Annotated in this window: 15 protein-coding genes; 10 read left to right on the top strand and 5 right to left on the bottom strand. The window is 65.8% G+C overall.

Features of this window, described 5'->3' with window-relative positions:
- From Q8P46_16780 to Q8P46_16760, 5 genes are all read left to right on the top strand, one after another.
- A partial coding sequence (locus Q8P46_16780) for an ammonia channel protein (GenBank protein ID MDP2621803.1) occupies positions 1-435 on the top strand: 435 nt, incomplete at its 5' end.
- 295 nt (positions 436-730) lie between these two features.
- On the top strand, positions 731-1,954 hold the full coding sequence (locus tag Q8P46_16775; protein MDP2621802.1) for an ammonium transporter: 1,224 nt from the start codon (positions 731-733) through the stop codon (positions 1,952-1,954).
- A gap of 278 nt (positions 1,955-2,232) precedes the next feature.
- On the top strand, positions 2,233-4,587 hold the full coding sequence (locus Q8P46_16770; protein MDP2621801.1) for a DNA translocase FtsK 4TM domain-containing protein: 2,355 nt from the start codon (positions 2,233-2,235) through the stop codon (positions 4,585-4,587).
- Positions 4,588-4,709: 122 nt separating this feature from the next.
- Positions 4,710-5,381 carry an outer-membrane lipoprotein carrier protein LolA gene (locus tag Q8P46_16765; GenBank protein ID MDP2621800.1) on the top strand — a complete coding sequence of 224 codons (672 nt, stop codon included), beginning with the start codon at positions 4,710-4,712 and terminating at the stop codon, positions 5,379-5,381.
- Between the two features lie 295 nt (positions 5,382-5,676).
- Entirely contained in the window at positions 5,677-6,501 is an 825-nt protein-coding gene (locus Q8P46_16760; GenBank protein MDP2621799.1) for an exodeoxyribonuclease III, read from the top strand.
- Here the strand turns inward: Q8P46_16760 and Q8P46_16755 are convergent.
- Positions 6,482-6,946, bottom strand: coding sequence for a Crp/Fnr family transcriptional regulator (locus Q8P46_16755; protein ID MDP2621798.1), 465 nt, complete (start codon positions 6,944-6,946; stop codon positions 6,482-6,484). The genes Q8P46_16760 and Q8P46_16755 overlap by 20 nt on opposite strands.
- A 184-nt stretch (positions 6,947-7,130) precedes the next feature.
- Positions 7,131-7,817, bottom strand: a complete 687-nt coding sequence (locus Q8P46_16750; protein ID MDP2621797.1) for a response regulator transcription factor — start codon at positions 7,815-7,817, stop codon at positions 7,131-7,133.
- A 122-nt stretch (positions 7,818-7,939) separates the two neighbouring features.
- Here Q8P46_16750 and Q8P46_16745 point away from each other — a divergent pair, with 122 nt between their 5' ends.
- Complete coding sequence (locus tag Q8P46_16745) at positions 7,940-8,476, top strand: L,D-transpeptidase family protein (GenBank protein MDP2621796.1); 537 nt, start codon at positions 7,940-7,942, stop codon at positions 8,474-8,476.
- 236 nt (positions 8,477-8,712) lie between these two features.
- Here the strand turns inward: Q8P46_16745 and Q8P46_16740 are convergent, their stop codons facing one another.
- Positions 8,713-9,396, bottom strand: coding sequence for a YggS family pyridoxal phosphate-dependent enzyme (locus Q8P46_16740; GenBank protein MDP2621795.1), 684 nt, complete (start codon positions 9,394-9,396; stop codon positions 8,713-8,715).
- A gap of 255 nt (positions 9,397-9,651) precedes the next feature.
- Between Q8P46_16740 and Q8P46_16735 the strand changes: the two genes are divergently transcribed.
- Positions 9,652-9,852 carry a hypothetical protein gene (locus Q8P46_16735; GenBank protein ID MDP2621794.1) on the top strand — a complete coding sequence of 67 codons (201 nt, stop codon included), beginning with the start codon at positions 9,652-9,654 and terminating at the stop codon, positions 9,850-9,852.
- 13 nt (positions 9,853-9,865) lie between these two features.
- On the opposite strand, the gene Q8P46_16730 is transcribed toward Q8P46_16735, so the two are convergent.
- The gene (locus Q8P46_16730) at positions 9,866-10,198 is read right to left on the bottom strand and encodes a GYD domain-containing protein (GenBank protein ID MDP2621793.1); all 333 of its coding nucleotides are present in this window, start codon (positions 10,196-10,198) and stop codon (positions 9,866-9,868) included.
- A gap of 540 nt (positions 10,199-10,738) precedes the next feature.
- On the opposite strand from Q8P46_16730, the gene leuS reads away from it, so the two are divergent.
- Genes leuS through holA form a run of 3 tightly spaced genes read left to right on the top strand, consistent with a single transcriptional unit; the run spans position 10,739 to position 14,920 of the window.
- A complete protein-coding gene (gene leuS, locus Q8P46_16725) occupies positions 10,739-13,369 on the top strand; it encodes a leucine--tRNA ligase (GenBank protein MDP2621792.1) in 2,631 nt (876 codons plus the stop codon).
- A complete protein-coding gene (lptE, locus tag Q8P46_16720) occupies positions 13,356-13,868 on the top strand; it encodes an LPS assembly lipoprotein LptE (protein ID MDP2621791.1) in 513 nt (170 codons plus the stop codon). The genes leuS and lptE overlap by 14 nt, the downstream gene beginning before the upstream one ends.
- Before the next feature lie 29 nt (positions 13,869-13,897).
- Positions 13,898-14,920 carry a DNA polymerase III subunit delta gene (gene holA / locus Q8P46_16715; GenBank protein MDP2621790.1) on the top strand — a complete coding sequence of 341 codons (1,023 nt, stop codon included), beginning with the start codon at positions 13,898-13,900 and terminating at the stop codon, positions 14,918-14,920.
- 269 nt (positions 14,921-15,189) lie between these two features.
- Here the strand turns inward: holA and Q8P46_16710 are convergent, their stop codons facing one another.
- The gene (locus Q8P46_16710) at positions 15,190-15,945 is read right to left on the bottom strand and encodes a hypothetical protein (GenBank protein ID MDP2621789.1); all 756 of its coding nucleotides are present in this window, start codon (positions 15,943-15,945) and stop codon (positions 15,190-15,192) included.
- Positions 15,946-16,003 lie beyond the last annotated feature (58 nt).

Here is a 16,003-nt window from a genome sequence, read left to right as displayed (position 1 = left end):
GGCATCATCTCCGGCGCCATCTCCGGCCTGGTCGCGATTACGCCGGCCTGCGCCTTCGTCACCCCGGTGGGGGCTCTGTTCATCGGGCTTGCCGCCGGCATCTTGTGCTTCTGGGCCGTGGTCTGGCTGAAAGCCAGGCTCGGCTACGACGATTCGCTCGACGTGTTCGGCATCCACGGCGTCGGCGGCATCACCGGCGCCGTGCTGACCGGCGTTTTCGCCGCCGAAGCCTATGGCGGCACCGCCGGCCTCCTGGAAGGCAATGGCGGCCAGGTGATCACCCAGATATACGGCATCGCCGCCACCATCGTCTGGAGCGCTGTGGCGAGCTTCGTGATCCTGAAGATCATTGACGCCCTGATCGGGCTCAGGGTCGAGCGCGAGACCGAGGTCGAGGGGCTCGACATCGGCCTGCACGGCGAAGTGGTCCAGTAGGCGGCCAGCGGCCGGCGCGCTCCTCCCCGCCGACCGCTCGATACCCGACCAGATGCGGGCGCGGCGCGCTGCCGTGCCCGTTTTTTTGCCCAAGGAATAGGCAGATCGCCTAAAGTTTCTGCCTGCTTATTGGGCGTTGCCTTTTTTTCCCGCGCTGACTGCGACCTTATAACATATTGATAATCAAAATCTTTTCATCCATTCGCGCAATTGGCATGATCATTGTTTAGGCAGATGATCGATCTTCGGCCGCCGCTCGGCCGAAAAACAAGCCCGAAACAGGGGGAACGGCCGAATGGAACCGCAACCGATCGGCGCCGACGTCTTCTTCGTACTGATGGGCGCCATCCTCGTCTTCGCCATGCATGGCGGCTTCGCCTTTCTCGAGGTCGGCACCGTGCGCCGCCGCAGCCAGGTCAACGCCCTGGTCAAGATCATCGTCGATTTCGCCATCTCCACCGTCGCCTATTTCTTCATCGGCTACCTCATCGCCTATGGCGTCGGCTTCTTCCAGAGCGCGGCGGCGATTTCGGGCGGCGCGGAAGGCTTCGCCGGCCAGGGGCTGACGCTGGTCAAGTTCTTCTTCCTGTTGACCTTCGCGGCCGCCATCGCCGCCATCATCTCCGGCGGCATCGCCGAGCGCATGCGTTTTCTGCCGCAGTGCCTGGCCACCGCCATCATCGTCGCCGTCGCCTATCCGCTGTTCGAGGGCGCGGTGTGGAACGGCAATTTCGGCGTCCAGGACCGGCTCGCGGCGCGCTTCGGCGCCGAGTTCCACGATTTCGCAGGTTCCATCGTGGTCCACGCGGTCGGCGGCTGGATGGCGCTCGGCGCGGTCATTCTGCTCGGGCCGCGCACCGGACGCTATGACGCCCAGGGCCGGGCGGTCGGCATTCCGCCGTCGAGCATCCCGTGGCTGGCGCTCGGCTCCTGGCTGTTGTGCATCGGCTGGTTCGGCTTCAACGTGATGAGCGCCGGATCGCTGGCGGCGATCTCCGGCCTCGTCGCCATGAACTCGCTGATGGCCATGGCCGGCGGCATCCTTGCGGCGCTGTTCGTCGGCCGCAACGACCCCGGCTTCGTGCACAATGGGGCGCTCGCCGGGCTGGTGGCCATCTGCGCCGGCTCCGACCTGGTTCACCCCATCGGCGCGCTCGTCATCGGCGCCGCCGCCGGCGCCCTCTTCGTCACCGGCTTCAATCTGTGCCAGAACCGCTGGAAGATCGACGACGTGCTCGGCGTCTGGCCGCTGCACGGCATGTGCGGCCTGTGGGGCGGCATCGCCGCCGGCGTTTTCGGCCTCGAGGCGTTGGGCGGCCTTGGCGGCGTCGCCTTCTTTTCCCAGCTCATCGGCTCGGTGGCGGGCGCGGCTTACGCCTTCGGCGCCGGCCTCGTCATCTACGGCGCCCTGAAGTCGACGGTCGGATTGCGGCTGACGCGGGATGAGGAGCTGCAGGGCGCGGATCTCGCGATCCACCAGATCAGCGCCAATCCGGAGACAGACCTGCCGACGCGCTGAGGAAACGGCGGCGATCGGGCGGCCTTGTCATGCGTCTCGACCCGGGCTGAAGCCGGGGGGTCTTTTTTGGCCGCGCGCCGGCACTAAATGCCATAGGGTTAAGCGCCGCTTAACCACCTCCCCTTAGGGTTCGGCAGTGGGTGTCGCGTTTGTTTGTTTTGTGCGTTGGGAGTGCCTCGATGGGACTGTTCAGCCGGTCGCTCGCGGTTGACCTGATCTTTCCGGAACCGCTTCGCCGCCTGACGCGCCGATGGGCGGCCGAGCTTTCCGGCGGCGCGATGATCATCGCCGGCCTGGCGCTGGCACTGGCCATGGCCACCTGGTCGATCCAGGACCCGAGCCTCAACCATGCCGCGGCCCGCGCGCAGCAGAACCTGCTCGGCTATCCGGGCGCGGTCGCCGCCGATCTGGCGATGCAGATCTTCGGGCTCGGCGCGGTCATTCTCATTTTTCTATTGTGGCGCTGGGGCTGGCTCGCCCTGACCCAGAGCCCGTTTCCGCGCCGGCGCCGGCGGGTGCTTGCCGCCATCGGCGCGCTCATCGCGGCGAGCGCCTGCGCCGCCACCTGGCCGGTGCCGGTCACCTGGCCGCTGCCCAGCGGCCTCGGCGGTTTTCTCGGCGACAGGGTGCTGGCGCTGGCCCTGTCGGCGCTGGCCCTGCCGGCAAACCTCCTCACCCACGCGCTCGGCGGGCTCATCTTCGCCGCCGCGACACTGGCAGGCCTCGCCTATGCCGCGCAAATGAGCCTCGCCCGCCTTCTCGTCGACCGCGGCGGGGAGGATTTCGACACCGAGGACGAGGACGCGGCCGCGCCCATGAGCCTCATCGGCGCGCTCGAACATCTCGTGCTTGCCGCGCGCGCCCGGACCAAGCGGCTCATCCGTTACGCCCGCGACTGGCGCCGGCTGCGCGACCGCCTGCTCGGACGGACAGACCCTGACGCCGGCGATTTTCACGTGCTGCCGGACGGGCGCATCGAACCGCACTTTGCCGGCCTGCGGGCGCCCGGCGCGGCGCCCTCCGACGACGCGCAGGCGACAGCGGCTAAGTGCTACAATGTCGAGGCCCGGGCGCCGGCGCCGAGGCCGGGTCAGCGGGCCGCCCGCGAGGCGCAGCCGTCGCTGTTTGCCGGCAGCACCTACCGGCTGCCGCATCTGCAACTTCTCACGGCCGCCAAGAGCGCGGCGCGCAAGACCACCGTCAGCACCCAGGCACTGGAACAGAATGCGCGGCTGCTCGAAGGCGTGCTCGACGATTTCGGCGTCAAGGGCGAAATCATCAATGTGCGCCCGGGCCCGGTCGTCACCCTTTACGAGCTGGAGCCCGCGCCGGGCATCAAGTCGGCGCGCGTGATCGGGCTTGCCGACGACATCGCCCGCTCGATGAGCGCCATCGCCTGCCGCGTCGCCGTCGTGCCCGGCCGCAACGTCATCGGCATCGAACTGCCGAATTCCGAACGCGAGATCGTCTTCCTGCGCGAGATCCTGGCCTCGCAGGACTATGAACGCTCCAAGGCCCGGCTGCCGCTGGCGCTCGGCAAGACCATCGGCGGCGAGCCGGTCATCGCCGATCTTGCCCGCATGCCGCATCTGCTGATCGCCGGGACCACCGGGTCGGGCAAGTCGGTCGGCATCAACACCATGATCCTGTCGCTGATCTACCGCCTGCCACCCGAGCAATGCCGGATGATCATGGTCGACCCGAAGATGCTGGAACTGTCGGTCTATGACGGCATTCCCCATCTCCTCGCCCCGGTGGTCACCGACCCGAAAAAGGCCGTCGTGGCGCTGAAATGGACGGTGCGGGAGATGGAAGAGCGCTACATGAAGATGTCGAAGCTCGGCGTGCGCAACATCGACGGCTTCAACCAGCGCGTCGGCCAGGCGCTCGAGGCCGGCGAGACCATCTCCCGCACCGTGCAGACCGGGTTCGACCCGGAGACCGGCGAGGCGCTCTACGAGACCGAGGAGATGGCGCCCGAGCCGATGCCCTATCTCATCGTCGTCGTCGACGAGATGGCCGACCTGATGATGGTCGCCGGCAAGGAGATCGAGGGCGCCGTGCAGCGCCTGGCGCAGATGGCGCGGGCCGCCGGCATCCACCTCATCACCGCCACGCAGCGGCCTTCCGTCGACGTCATCACCGGCACCATCAAGGCCAATTTCCCGACCCGCATCTCGTTTCAGGTCACCTCGAAGATCGACAGCCGCACCATTCTCGGCGAGCAGGGCGCGGAGCAGCTCCTGGGCTTGGGCGACATGCTGCACATGGCCGGCGGCGGGCGCATCACCCGTGTTCACGGGCCGTTCGTCTCCGACGCCGACCTCGAGCGCGTCGTCTGCTACCTCAAGAACCAGGGCACGCCGGAATATCTCGACGCGGTCACCGAGGAGCCGGAAGAGGGGGGCTACGACATCATGGCCGGCTTCGGCGGCGAGGGCGACGATCTCTATCAGCAGGCGGTGGAAGTCGTGCTGCGCGACCGCAAGGCCTCGACCAGCTATATCCAGCGCCGCCTGTCGATCGGCTATAACCGCGCCGCGACCATCATCGAGCGCATGGAGGAGGAGGGGATCGTCGGCCCCGCCAACCATGCCGGCAAGCGCGAGATCCTGCTCGAGGGGGCGGATTGACGGGGCAGACGATCGACCTGAGGGACGACCGAGCGAGGGGGTGATCGATCGGGGTAGCGGCAGATTGCGGCCGTGCCAGCGTCGCGATCTTGCCACAAAGGTCTGTTGTCAAGGGTTGAAGCATGAGCGAAGAGCGCAAGGAGCGATTGATGAAGCGCATCGGCATGGCGGCAATTGCAGTGGCGATCCTGGCCATCATCGCGCTCGCCGTGCTTCCGGCGCAGGCCCGCACGGGCATCGAACTGAACGAAGACCAGATCGCCATCGTCCGCCAGATCAACGCCTATATCAACAGCCTGGGAAGCGTGAAGGGCCGCTTCACCCAGATCGGGCCCGATGGCGAGTTCGCGGAAGGCAATTTCTACCTGCAGCGGCCCGGGCGCATGCGCTTCGAATATTCCCCGCCCAACCCGATTCTGGTCGTCGCCGACGGTTTCTGGGTCGGCATCGAGGACCGCAAGCTGCAGTCGACGCAGAAATATCCGCTCGTCACCACGCCGCTCAGCCTGTTGCTCGGCAAGCGCGTCGATCTGTTCAAGGATGCGCGGATCGTCGGCTTCGAGCGCCGCTTGGGCGACATCGAAGTGACCGTGGAGGCGGCGTCGGGGAGCGCTCCGGGCCAGCTCACCCTGATCTTCGGCGGCCCGATCTTCGCCCTCAAGCAATGGACCGTCGTCGACGCCCAGGGCCTGACCACGCAGGTCGCCGTGTTCGACCTGGTCGCGGGCCTCAACTTTGACCCTAAGCTCTTCTGGATAAACGACAATCTTATTCTCAACACGAATGAACGCTAGCCCGGCGCGCGGCGCACTACAAATGTCCGTGAGGCGGGCGGCTGACCTATTGAAATGGGGCCAAAGCGGGACTATTTAAATCGTTAGAGCGGGCCGTCAGCGTTTCATCGGTAGTGCCCCCCGTCTAGCCGGCTGACGGTCCTGCTGCGCCGGCTTTCCCTCCCGGCGCACCGCGTAAGCGGCTCAAGCGCCCGGCTTCGCCCGAAGCCGGGCGCACTTTTTGCGGCACGAGGCTTGAAATTGCCCATTTTCAAGGGCAAAGAAAGCTCTCCCATTGACGCCCCGCCGCCCGCCCATGACCGTTACCGTCGCCACCTGGAACATCAACTCCATCCGCCTGCGCGTGGCCCAGGTCGGCCGGTTTCTGGAGGCGCAGCGGCCGGACATTCTCTGCTTGCAGGAAATCAAGTGCGCCAACGGCCATTTTCCGGCCGCGGCCTTGCACGAGCTCGGCTATCGTCACATCGCCGTCAATGGCCAGAAGGCCTATCACGGCGTTGCCACCCTGTCCCGCCGGCCGTTCGCTCAAGTCGAGAGCTTGTCCTTCTGCGGCAAGGAGGATGCCCGACACCTCGCCGTCAGCTTCGGGACCGACGCGGGCGCCGATCTTGCCGGCATCACGGTGCACAATTTCTACGTTCCGGCGGGCGGCGACATCCCCGACCCGGAGGTCAACGACAAATTCGCCCACAAGCTTGAATTTCTCTCCGAGATGCGGGCCTGGTCGCGGGGCTTGCGCGGCAATGGCGCTGCCCTTCTCGTCGGCGATCTCAACATCGCGCCGCTGGAGACCGACGTCTGGTCGCACAAGCAGCTGTTGCGGGTCGTCAGCCACACACCGGTCGAGGTCGAGCATTTGAACGCGGTCCAGGCGGCCGGCGACTGGGTCGACGTGGTCCGGGCGCAGATCCCGCCCGAAGAGCGGCTCTACACCTGGTGGAGCTACCGCGCGCAGGACTGGGAGGCGTCCGACCGCGGCCGGCGCCTCGACCATATCTGGGCAAGCCCGGGCCTTGCCGAGCGCGTCGTCACCGCCGAGGTGATCAAGCAGGCGCGCGGCTGGCCGCAGCCTTCCGACCACGCGCCCGTCGTGGTGCGGCTTAAGCGGTCTCTTCGGTAAAGTCCGTCTGGTAGTCCTTCAGCTCGGCGACGAAGGCGCCGACGCGCGAGGCCATGACGCGGCGAATCTTTTCGGCGATCTCCGGATATTCCCTGAGCACGCGGAGGAAGACCGAGCGGGGAATCTCCATCGCTTCAACCTCGCCCACCGCGCGCGCGGCGGCCGGGCGCTGCGAGCGGACGATCATCGTCGTCTCGCCGATGACCGTTCCCGGGCCGAACCGGCCCTCGCCGTAGAGTTGCCTGCCGGTTTCGCCGACGAACTCGACGGCGCCGGAAACAATGATGAAGGCGCTAGCCGCCTGCTCGCCCTTTTTGAACAGGAGCTGGCCGTCCTCATAGCCGCGGTGGCTGCAATTGAACGCCACGAGCTGCAGCTGGTCCTCGCCGAAAAACTGAAACAGCGGCAAGCCGCGCAGGAAACCGACATCCCGGTGGAGGTTCACGCCGCTCTTCCCCTATCGGATTCACCGGCCATACGCGATCATCGCCTCAACCGAAATCGACCCGATCTGAATCGGATTTCGGTCCTATCCATTCGGTTGAGCATATTCTTATGGCAAAACCGGGTCCCACTCTTGCGGAACATGCTCTAGAGCGGTTCATGGTTATAGGGAACCATGAACCGCTCTAGGGCACCAGCTTGTAGCCGCCGCCCTCGGTGACCAGGAGCTCGGCGCTGGACGGGTCGCGCTCGATCTTCTGGCGCAGCCGGTAGATATGGGTTTCGAGCGTATGCGTGGTCACGCCGGCATTGTAGCCCCAGACCTCGTGCAGCAGCACGTCGCGGGTCACCACCTTCTCGCCGGTGCGGTAAAGATATTTGAGGATCGCCGTCTCCTTCTCGGTCAGCCGCACCTTGCGGCCGGCCGCGTCGATGAGCAGCTTGGCGCTGGGGCGGAAAGTGTAGGAGCCGATGGAAAAGACCGCATCCTCGCTCTGCTCGTGCTGGCGCAGCTGGGCGCGGATGCGGGCCAAGAGCACGGCGAAGCGGAACGGCTTGGTGACATAGTCGTTGGCGCCGGACTCCAGCCCCAGGATGGTGTCGGAATCGCTGTCCTGGGCGGTCAGCATGATCACCGGGCTGTTGAAGCCCGAGCGGCGCATCAGCTTGCACGCCTCGCGCCCGTCGATGTCCGGCAGGCCGACATCGAGCAGCACCAGGTCGGCATGATCCTTCTTGACGAATTGCAGCCCCTCCGAGGCAGTGGCGACGTCGGCGGTCTCGAATTCCTCGTGCAGGTCAAGCTGCTCGACCAGGGACTCGCGCAAATCGTCGTCGTCGTCGACGATGAGGATCTTTCGAATGGCACTCATTGCTCGGCCTCCGACCGTCTTTGCCGTAACGCGCCGCATGTCAACATGTAGGACACCCACGTTACGACTTTCAATAGAATGCGCTAAACGGATGGCTGCATCATGAACGCGCGTGACCGGCAATGACGCTCGGGTCCGACCCTTCCGGCGAAATCCGCGCCTTCTTTCTCTCCGCGGCGGCACAGCGCGGCGTTCTGTCGCTTGGCGGCGCGATCTACCGTTGCTCCTTCGGCCGCGCCGGCATCGCGGTCAGGAAACGCGAGGGCGACGGCGCAACCCCGATGGGGCGTTTTGCGCTCGGCCGCGTCTTCTTCCGCCCCGACCGGGGCGCAAGGCCGCAAACGGCGCTTACGACCGTCCCCCTGTCGCCCGCGCTCGGCTGGTGCGAGGACCCTTCGAGCCCCGAGTATAACCGCCTTGTCCGCCTGCCGTCCTCAAGCCGCCATGAGCGCATGTGGCGCGACGATCCTCTCTACGATATCTGCGTCGAGATCGCCTATAATGACGCGCCCGTCCTCAAGGGGCGCGGCAGCGCCATCTTTCTGCATCTCGCACGGCCCGGCTATGCGCCGACCGAAGGCTGCATCGCCGTCAACGGGCGCGACATGCGCCGCCTGCTCAGCCAAGTTTCGCCCGGCGCGATGCTGCGCATCGGCTAGACGACGACGACTCGGGTCGGCGCAAAATATTCCTCCTCCCCCCTTTCGGGGGAGGAAGAAAAATCAACGTCTTGGCGGAGCCCACGCGAAGCCAAGCGTTAGATTTTTCAGGTGGGGGGTACTGGCCCCCCCTCTTGCAAAATTCAAGGGTTAGCCTCGCTTGGGCTCGGCTAACACCTTGATTTTGCTTTCTCCCCCGCCAACGGGGAGAAGGGTTTATGGTATCGGCGCTCACTCTAGCCCCGTTCGCCGAAGATGGCGGTGCCGACCCGCACATGGGTGGCGCCATAGGCGATGGCGATCTCGAAATCGGCGCTCATCCCCATGCTGAGGCCGGTGACGCCAGCCTCGCCGGCGATCTTGCGCAACAGCGCGAAGTGCGGCGCCGGCGCCTCGTCGAAGGGCGGAATGCACATCAGGCCGCTGATCGTCAGCCCGAACTCGTCGCGGCAGCGGGCGACGAACGCGGCGGCCTCGCGCGGATCGACGCCCGCCTTCTGCGCCTCGCCCCCGGTATTGACCTCGACGAAAAGCTCGAGTCGCCGCCCCGTGCGGGCCTGCTCGTCGGCGATCGCCTTGGCGATCTTTTCCCGGTCGATCGTGTGGATGGCGTCGGCGAGGCCGACCGCGTCCTTGACCTTGTTCGATTGCAAGGGGCCGACCAGATGCAGCTTCAGCGACGGGTGCTGCGCCCGCAAGTCCGGCCATTTGGCCTTCGCCTCCTGCACCCGGTTCTCGCCGAACACGAGCTGCCCCGCGGCGATCACCGGCTCGATCGCCTCCGCCGGGAAGGTTTTCGACACGGCAATCAGCGTGATCTCGGCCGGATCGCGGCCGGCCTCGCGCGCGGCGTGCGCGATGCGCCCGCGCACCGCCTCCAGCCGCGCCGCCGCGCTTTCCCGCGCCCGTCTCTCGTCCATGCGCCCTCCCATACAGGATGTCGCACGCCCGGGGTAGCGGTCCGTGTCTTAAGTTTGCCCCAGACCGGATGAAACAGCGGGTGGGGCGGCAAGGCCCTTCCTGGATCGGATTGCGGACGTTGCGTGAAATCAGGGCTTACGACTGGGATGTGCCATAACCGACCATTCAATGGCGGCTCACCACTGTCCAGGCCGTGACCTCATAAACGCGCCGTTCGTCGGCTGACCGTCACCGCCGACGAAAACCAGGTCCCCGTGAGTGACGCGGTCATGGAGAGCGTGACCGACGCCTCGGTTCGCATCGAGCTGCTGGCGACCGTCGCGCTCAGGGGTGTCGCGAATCCAGTCGCCCTGTTCTATCGCGACCTGCGGCTCCCCGAGCTTTTCGCCGACGAAAATCTGGCGATTCTGTGGAGTAACAAGGAGCTGGAAGGCCGGGTCGTGGTATCGATTTGAGCGCGGAGTGCTCTTATCCTTTGTCCCCCGGTGGCCGATACTTGATCGACGAGGCCTTTTGCAAGGCTGCCAGTGTCTCCTCAACGGTCAACAAGACAGTCGTCTGGAAAGAACCCAGCGCTCCGCCAGCGCCAATCGCAATCGCGGTGGCTGTCATCGAGGTGTTGTCCGGAGCCTCCCACAAGTTGTATCCGTCGTGATCGCCGAAGGCATACCAGAAACCGTGCAACTTTCCGCCGACCGCTTCGATGTACTGCTTGGCTGCGGCTCGGCGATCCTCAGGGTTCTTCATGAGCTTCGCCCATGTGGCCGGCGTGTAGCTGAACCGGGTCAGGTAGAATGGCATCGGTCTTTCTCCTTCGCATTTATCCGGCCCGGCGGTCAAAGCCCCCCGGATACGCTTTCCCCACCGTGCGCTTCGCGCGCATCCGCCGCAAGAACTAAAGGTTGCAGCGAGGCCCGACCGTTGGAAATGCCGCCGCCGGACATCTCTGTCAGGAAGGGGTCGCCCCCCCGTCGTGCGAGTTGCCCCCTTGCGAAGTCCGTTCCTCGACCCGGCAGCGGACATTGCGCGCTCGGCTGCTAGACGCGATGAAATCAGATCGAATCGATCTCGTCGCTTCCGCGAAAGCGGGAGCCTATTGGCGGTGCGTCTTGGCAGGCCTTTGGCCCGTCACGACCCGCGTTCCAATTCGCTTCGGCCAATGGATTCCCGCTTTACGCGGGAATGACGGAAAGGACGACCACGTTTGAAATCATCCCGCTCCCAACGCATAGCGGCCACTTTCCAAACTGTCGCAGCCACGCTCGCCCCGCACGTGCTAACGGTTGACGCGCTTAAGCCTTTTTGCTCCATAGCCGCAGGCTTACTCGACGGATCACCGCAATGGCGTCTGAACGCTACAATGCCGGCGAAGCGGAAGCCCGCTGGCAGAAGCTGTGGGCGGAGCGCGACATCTTCCGCACCCGCAACGACGACCCGCGGCCGAAATATTACGTGCTGGAGATGTTCCCCTATCCGTCGGGCCGCATCCACATGGGCCATGTGCGCAACTACGCCATGGGCGATGTCGTCGCCCGCACCATGCGCGCCAAGGGCTACAACGTGCTGCACCCGATGGGCTGGGACGCCTTCGGCATGCCGGCCGAGAACGCCGCCATGGCGCAAAAGGTGCACCCGGCGAAATGGACCTATTCCAACATCGAGGCGATGCGCGGCCAGCTCAAGTCCATGGGCCTGTCGCTCGACTGGAGCCGCGAGTTCGCCACCTGCGATCCCGCCTATTACAGGCAGCAGCAGAAGCTGTTCCTCGACTTCCTCAAGGCCGGCCTCGCATATCGCAAGCGCTCGAAGGTGAATTGGGACCCGGTCGACCGGACGGTGCTCGCCAACGAGCAGGTGATCGACGGCCGCGGCTGGCGCTCCGGCGCCGTCGTCGAGCAGCGCGAGCTGACCCAGTGGTTCTTCAAGATCTCGGCCTATTCAGACGACCTGTTGCAGGCGCTCGACGGGCTCGACCGCTGGCCGGAGAAGGTGCGCCTCATGCAGCGCAACTGGATCGGCAAGTCGGAAGGCCTGCTGGTCCGCTTCGAGACGGTGGCGGAGACGGCGCCCGCCGGCCACGACGAGCTCGAAATCTATACGACGCGGCCCGACACGCTCTACGGCGCGAGCTTCATGGCGCTGTCGCCGGACCATCCGCTGTCCGCCGCGGCGGCCGAGGCCGACCCCAAGCTTGCCGCCTTCATCGCCGAATGCCGCAAGATCGGCACCAGCGTCGCGGCCCTCGAGAGCACCGCGAAGAAGGGCTACGACACCGGCATCCGGGTCAGGCATCCCTTCATCGCGGACAAACTTCTGCCCGTCTATGTCGCTAACTTCATCCTCATGGATTACGGCACCGGCGCGATATTCGGCTGCCCGGCTCACGATCAGCGTGACCTCGATTTCGTTCGCGCCTACGGGCTGGAGGTCATTCCCGTGGTGCTGCCGGACGGCGCGGATCCCGCAAGCTTCACCATCGGCGATGAGGCCTATGTCGAGGACGGAACGCTGTTCAACTCCGGCTTCCTGAACGGGCTGAGCGTGCCCGCGGCGATCGAAGCGGCGGCAAAGCGGCTCGAACGCCGGACCCTGCGCGGCCGTCCGCAGGGCAGGCGCCAGACCAATTACCGGCTGCGCGACTGGGGCATCTCGCGCCAGCGCTATTGGGGCTGCCCGATCCCGATCGTCCATTGCGCCGACTGCGGCGCGGTGCCGGTCAAGGAGGCCGAGCTGCCGGTGACGCTGCCCGAGGATGTGACCTTCGACAAGCCCGGCAATCCCCTCGACCGCCACCCGACCTGGAAGAACGCCCCTTGCCCGGCCTGCGGCAAAGCCGCACGGCGCGAGACCGACACCATGGACACCTTCGTCGATTCGTCCTGGTATTTCGTCCGCTTCACCGCGCCCATGGCCGAAACGCCCACCGACCGCGCGGCGGCCGACGCCTGGCTGCCGGTCGACCAGTATATCGGCGGCATCGAGCACGCCATCCTGCACCTGCTCTATTCGCGCTTCTTCACCCGCGCCATGCGGGCCACCGGCCATGTCGGGATGGACGAGCCCTTCGCCGGCCTGTTCACGCAGGGCATGGTGGTGCACGAGACCTACCGCAGAAAGGACGGTACCTGGGCGAGCCCGGCCGAGGTGCGGGTGCGCGAGGAGGGCGGCCTGCGCACGGCGGCGCTGATCGACACCGGCGAAGCGGTCGAAATCGGCGGAATCGAGAAGATGTCGAAGTCGCGGCGCAACACCGTCGACCCGTCCGACATCATCGAGGCCTACGGGGCGGATACGGCGCGCTGGTTCATGCTGTCGGATTCGCCGCCCGAGCGCGACGTCAACTGGACCGAGGAAGGCGTCAACGGCGCCTGGCGCTTCATGCAGCGGCTGTGGCGGCTCATCGGCGATTGCGAGACGGCGATCGCGCCCGCCGGGACCCCGCTTCCCCAATCGCTCTCGGATCGGGCGCTCGCCCTGCGCCGGGCCGCCCACAAGGCGCTCAACGCCGTCGACACCGACCTTGCGCGGCTGCGCTTCAACCGGGCGGTCGCCGCCGTCTATGAGCTCGCCAACAGCCTCACCGCGGCACTTGCCGACGCGCGCGGCAAAGGCGCCGCGGCGCCGGACATGGCCGCCGTGTTGCGCGAGGCGGTCGAGATCCTGGTCCAGATGACGGCGCCGATGATGCCGCATCTGGCCGAGGAATGCTGGCGTAGGCTCGGCCACGAGACGCTCATCGCCGAGCAGCCCTGGCCGGCGGCCGACCAGGCGATGCTGGTCCAGGACACCATCACCATCGCCGTCCAGGTCAACGGCAAGCGCCGCGACGAATTGACAATCCCGCGCGATGCGGCGAAAGAAGAGATCGAGAAAGCGGCCCTGGCGCTTGCCAATGTCGCGCGCGCGCTGGGCGGCAAGCCGGTCAGAAAAGTCATCGTCGTGCCGCAGAGGATCGTCAATGTGGTTTCCTGACGCGGTTTTCGCTCGCTATGCGGCGCTGGCCGCATGCCTGTTGCTGGCCGGTTGCTTCCGGCCCATGTATGGGAGCATCGAGGACGGTTCCTCGCCGGTGATCGAGGAGCTGTCGCGCGTCAATGTGGCGCCGATCGCGGGCCGCGTCGGACAGATGGTGCGCAACGAGCTCATCTACGCCTTCTCGGCCGGCGAGGCGACCGACGCGCCTTACAAGCTCGTCGTGACGCTGAAGGAAGGCACGGAAGAAACCATGCTGCAGAGAACCGGCGAGGCGGTGACCAAGATTTACGAATTGCGCGCCAACTTCACCCTGATCGACGTGCAAAGCGGAAAGGTGCTGCATGGCGGCTCGTCCGCATCGCGCGCGTCCTACGACCGCACCACGCAGCTGTTCGCCAATCAGCGCGCCGCCCGCGACGCGGAAGACCGCGCCGCCAGGGTCGTCGCCGAGAATGTGAAGACCCGCATCGCCGCCTATTTCGCGTCGCGCGGCTAGAGCGGTTCCCGGCCGGCGGGAGAGCCTCGATGACCATCGTCCAGCCCGCCCGCGCCGACCGCTTCGTCCGCGAACCGCCGGCGGAGACCCGCGCCATCCTCCTCTACGGTCCCGACGCCGGCCTTGTCGGCGAGCGGGCCAAGACGGCGGCTTCCGCCTTTACCGAAGGGTCCGACGACCCGTTCGCGATTGCCCGCATCGAGGCGGCCGACATCCAAGCGGATCCGGCGCGCATCGCCGACGAGGCGACCTCGATGGCGTTGTTCGGGGGTCAGCGGGCGATCCGGGTGCGGCCGGAATCCCAGGACATCGCCGCCACCCTTTCCGGGCTCGTCGAGCGCATTGCCGCCGACAGTCTCATCATCGTCGAGGCCGGCAACCTCGCGCCCACCTCCCGGTTGCGCAAGCTCTTCGAGACGACCGCGTCCTTCGCCGCGGTGCCCTGCTACGCCGACACGGAGCGCGATCTGGAGACGCTGATCGACGATGAGCTTGGCGCCCGGAAGATGCGCATCGATGCCGATGCCCGCGCCTTCCTCATCGCCCATCTCGGCGGCGACCGGCGCGCCTCGCGCATGGAGCTGGAAAAGCTCTGCCTCTACGCCGGGCCGGGCGGCCGGGTGGCGCTCGAGGATGTCGCCGCCATCGTCGGCGACGTCTCGGCGCTGGAGCTCGACCAGGCGCTCGACGCGGCGGGCCTCGGCGAGGCGGCAAGCCTCGACAGGGCCGTGCAGCGCCTGCTCGCCGCCGGCGGCCAGCCCGCCCAGCTCGTCTCGGCCGCCATCCGCCATTTCCTGACGCTGCACGCCCTGCGCGCCGAAAAGGACGCGGGCACCTCCGCCCGCGCCGTCGTCGACAAGGCCAAGCCGCCGATCTTCTTCAAGCGGCGCGAGGCGGTGACGCGCCAGCTCGAGCGCTGGTCGCGGGGCGACATCGAGGCCGCGCTCGACCGCCTGCGCGAGGCCGAACGCTGGTCGCGCCTGGGCGACGCGCTGGCCGCGCCCGCGGTCGCCCAGACGCTCATCGACATCTGCGTGAGCGCGCGGCGGTAGAGCAATCCATTGTCGTCATACCGGCGAAAGCCGGTATCCGGTTGCGGCGGAGCCTGTCGCAAAGCCGCTCTGGATTCCGACCTGCGTCGGAATGACGAGTTTGGAATTTCCAAATCCCAATGACACGGGATGAACGAGCGTGGAGTGGGCATCGGCCGGACGGGCGATGCCCACGCGGAAGCCGGCGAAGCCGCGAAGCACATCGCTTCTACGCGTGGGCACGGCGCGCCATCCGCGCCTTTGCGCATCCTACCGGGCTGGATGCCAGTCTACTCGGGGCGATCCAGAGAGGACGACTTCGGCTCATCTGGGAGCAGCGCCGATAGGAAGCTACAGGTGGCCAGGGTTGCCGCGGCGATCGCTTCAAGAAACTCGTCCATCTGCGCACCGCGACACCGCACCCGCTGCACCCACTCGTTCGAGAGCTCCCGATACGCGGTGAGGTGCTCGCGTTCCCAGCCCTTATCGGGGTCGCCTGCAGAGATCACGCCTGTCAATAAGACTTGGTTTGTCGCTAGATCCTCGAAGCGGCGGTGGTGATGTGCAAGATTGCGTTCCCGCAGCTCGTGTTCGAATATCTTATCAAATTTCTTTATAAAATCACCAATACTGAGACGGTGTGTTGGTTCCACTGCCGATACTGCCTTCAAATACTTCTTGATGCGCTCTTTTATTTCGTAGAAACGCCCGAAAAACATTTCGCAGACGTTGGTTATGTGTCTGTGTCGGGAGACCGGCAGTCCGCGAAATGGGTACCGACGGAAATAGTATTCGCAATCCTTCAGCGACTCCACAGCTTCCACCAGTCCAAGGTACTGGATAATAACGGTATGCTCCTTTTCGACCTCTTCGGAGAACTGGAACTCGGCCTCGTACTTTTCCAAGGTCGTCGGAAAAGCTTCCTCAAAATAGAGAGTGCGCCCGATCCGATTGCGCCTCCACACTTTCCAACCAGGATAGTCTTCGAGGTTCATCGTCCATGCCCGGATGGCGTTCCACATCTGGGCGCTTGATGTGTCAACCATTACGTTGCCAGCTCCCCACTGGGATCCTTCGATCAGTCCAGCATGATATCCAGAACGT

Source organism: Hyphomicrobiales bacterium (assembly GCA_030688605.1).
Classification (GTDB): domain Bacteria; phylum Pseudomonadota; class Alphaproteobacteria; order Rhizobiales; family NORP267; genus JAUYJB01.
Note: the sequence above shows the minus strand (reverse complement) of the source record. Positions and strands in the feature narration are given on the sequence as shown.

Coding starts and splice junctions, on each gene's coding strand:
- Q8P46_16760 (MDP2621799.1), top strand. CDS start 5,677: ATGACCGTTACCGTCGCCACCTGGAACATCAACTCCATCCGCCTGCGC.
- Q8P46_16770 (MDP2621801.1), top strand. CDS start 2,233: ATGATCATCGCCGGCCTGGCGCTGGCACTGGCCATGGCCACCTGGTCG.
- Q8P46_16740 (MDP2621795.1), bottom strand. CDS start 9,396: ATGGACGAGAGACGGGCGCGGGAAAGCGCGGCGGCGCGGCTGGAGGCG.
- leuS (MDP2621792.1), top strand. CDS start 10,739: ATGGCGTCTGAACGCTACAATGCCGGCGAAGCGGAAGCCCGCTGGCAG.
- Q8P46_16775 (MDP2621802.1), top strand. CDS start 731: ATGGAACCGCAACCGATCGGCGCCGACGTCTTCTTCGTACTGATGGGC.
- Q8P46_16750 (MDP2621797.1), bottom strand. CDS start 7,817: ATGAGTGCCATTCGAAAGATCCTCATCGTCGACGACGACGACGATTTG.
- Q8P46_16765 (MDP2621800.1), top strand. CDS start 4,710: ATGAGCGAAGAGCGCAAGGAGCGATTGATGAAGCGCATCGGCATGGCG.
- lptE (MDP2621791.1), top strand. CDS start 13,356: ATGTGGTTTCCTGACGCGGTTTTCGCTCGCTATGCGGCGCTGGCCGCA.
- Q8P46_16730 (MDP2621793.1), bottom strand. CDS start 10,198: ATGCCATTCTACCTGACCCGGTTCAGCTACACGCCGGCCACATGGGCG.
- Q8P46_16710 (MDP2621789.1), bottom strand. CDS start 15,945: ATGGTTGACACATCAAGCGCCCAGATGTGGAACGCCATCCGGGCATGG.
- Q8P46_16745 (MDP2621796.1), top strand. CDS start 7,940: ATGACGCTCGGGTCCGACCCTTCCGGCGAAATCCGCGCCTTCTTTCTC.
- holA (MDP2621790.1), top strand. CDS start 13,898: ATGACCATCGTCCAGCCCGCCCGCGCCGACCGCTTCGTCCGCGAACCG.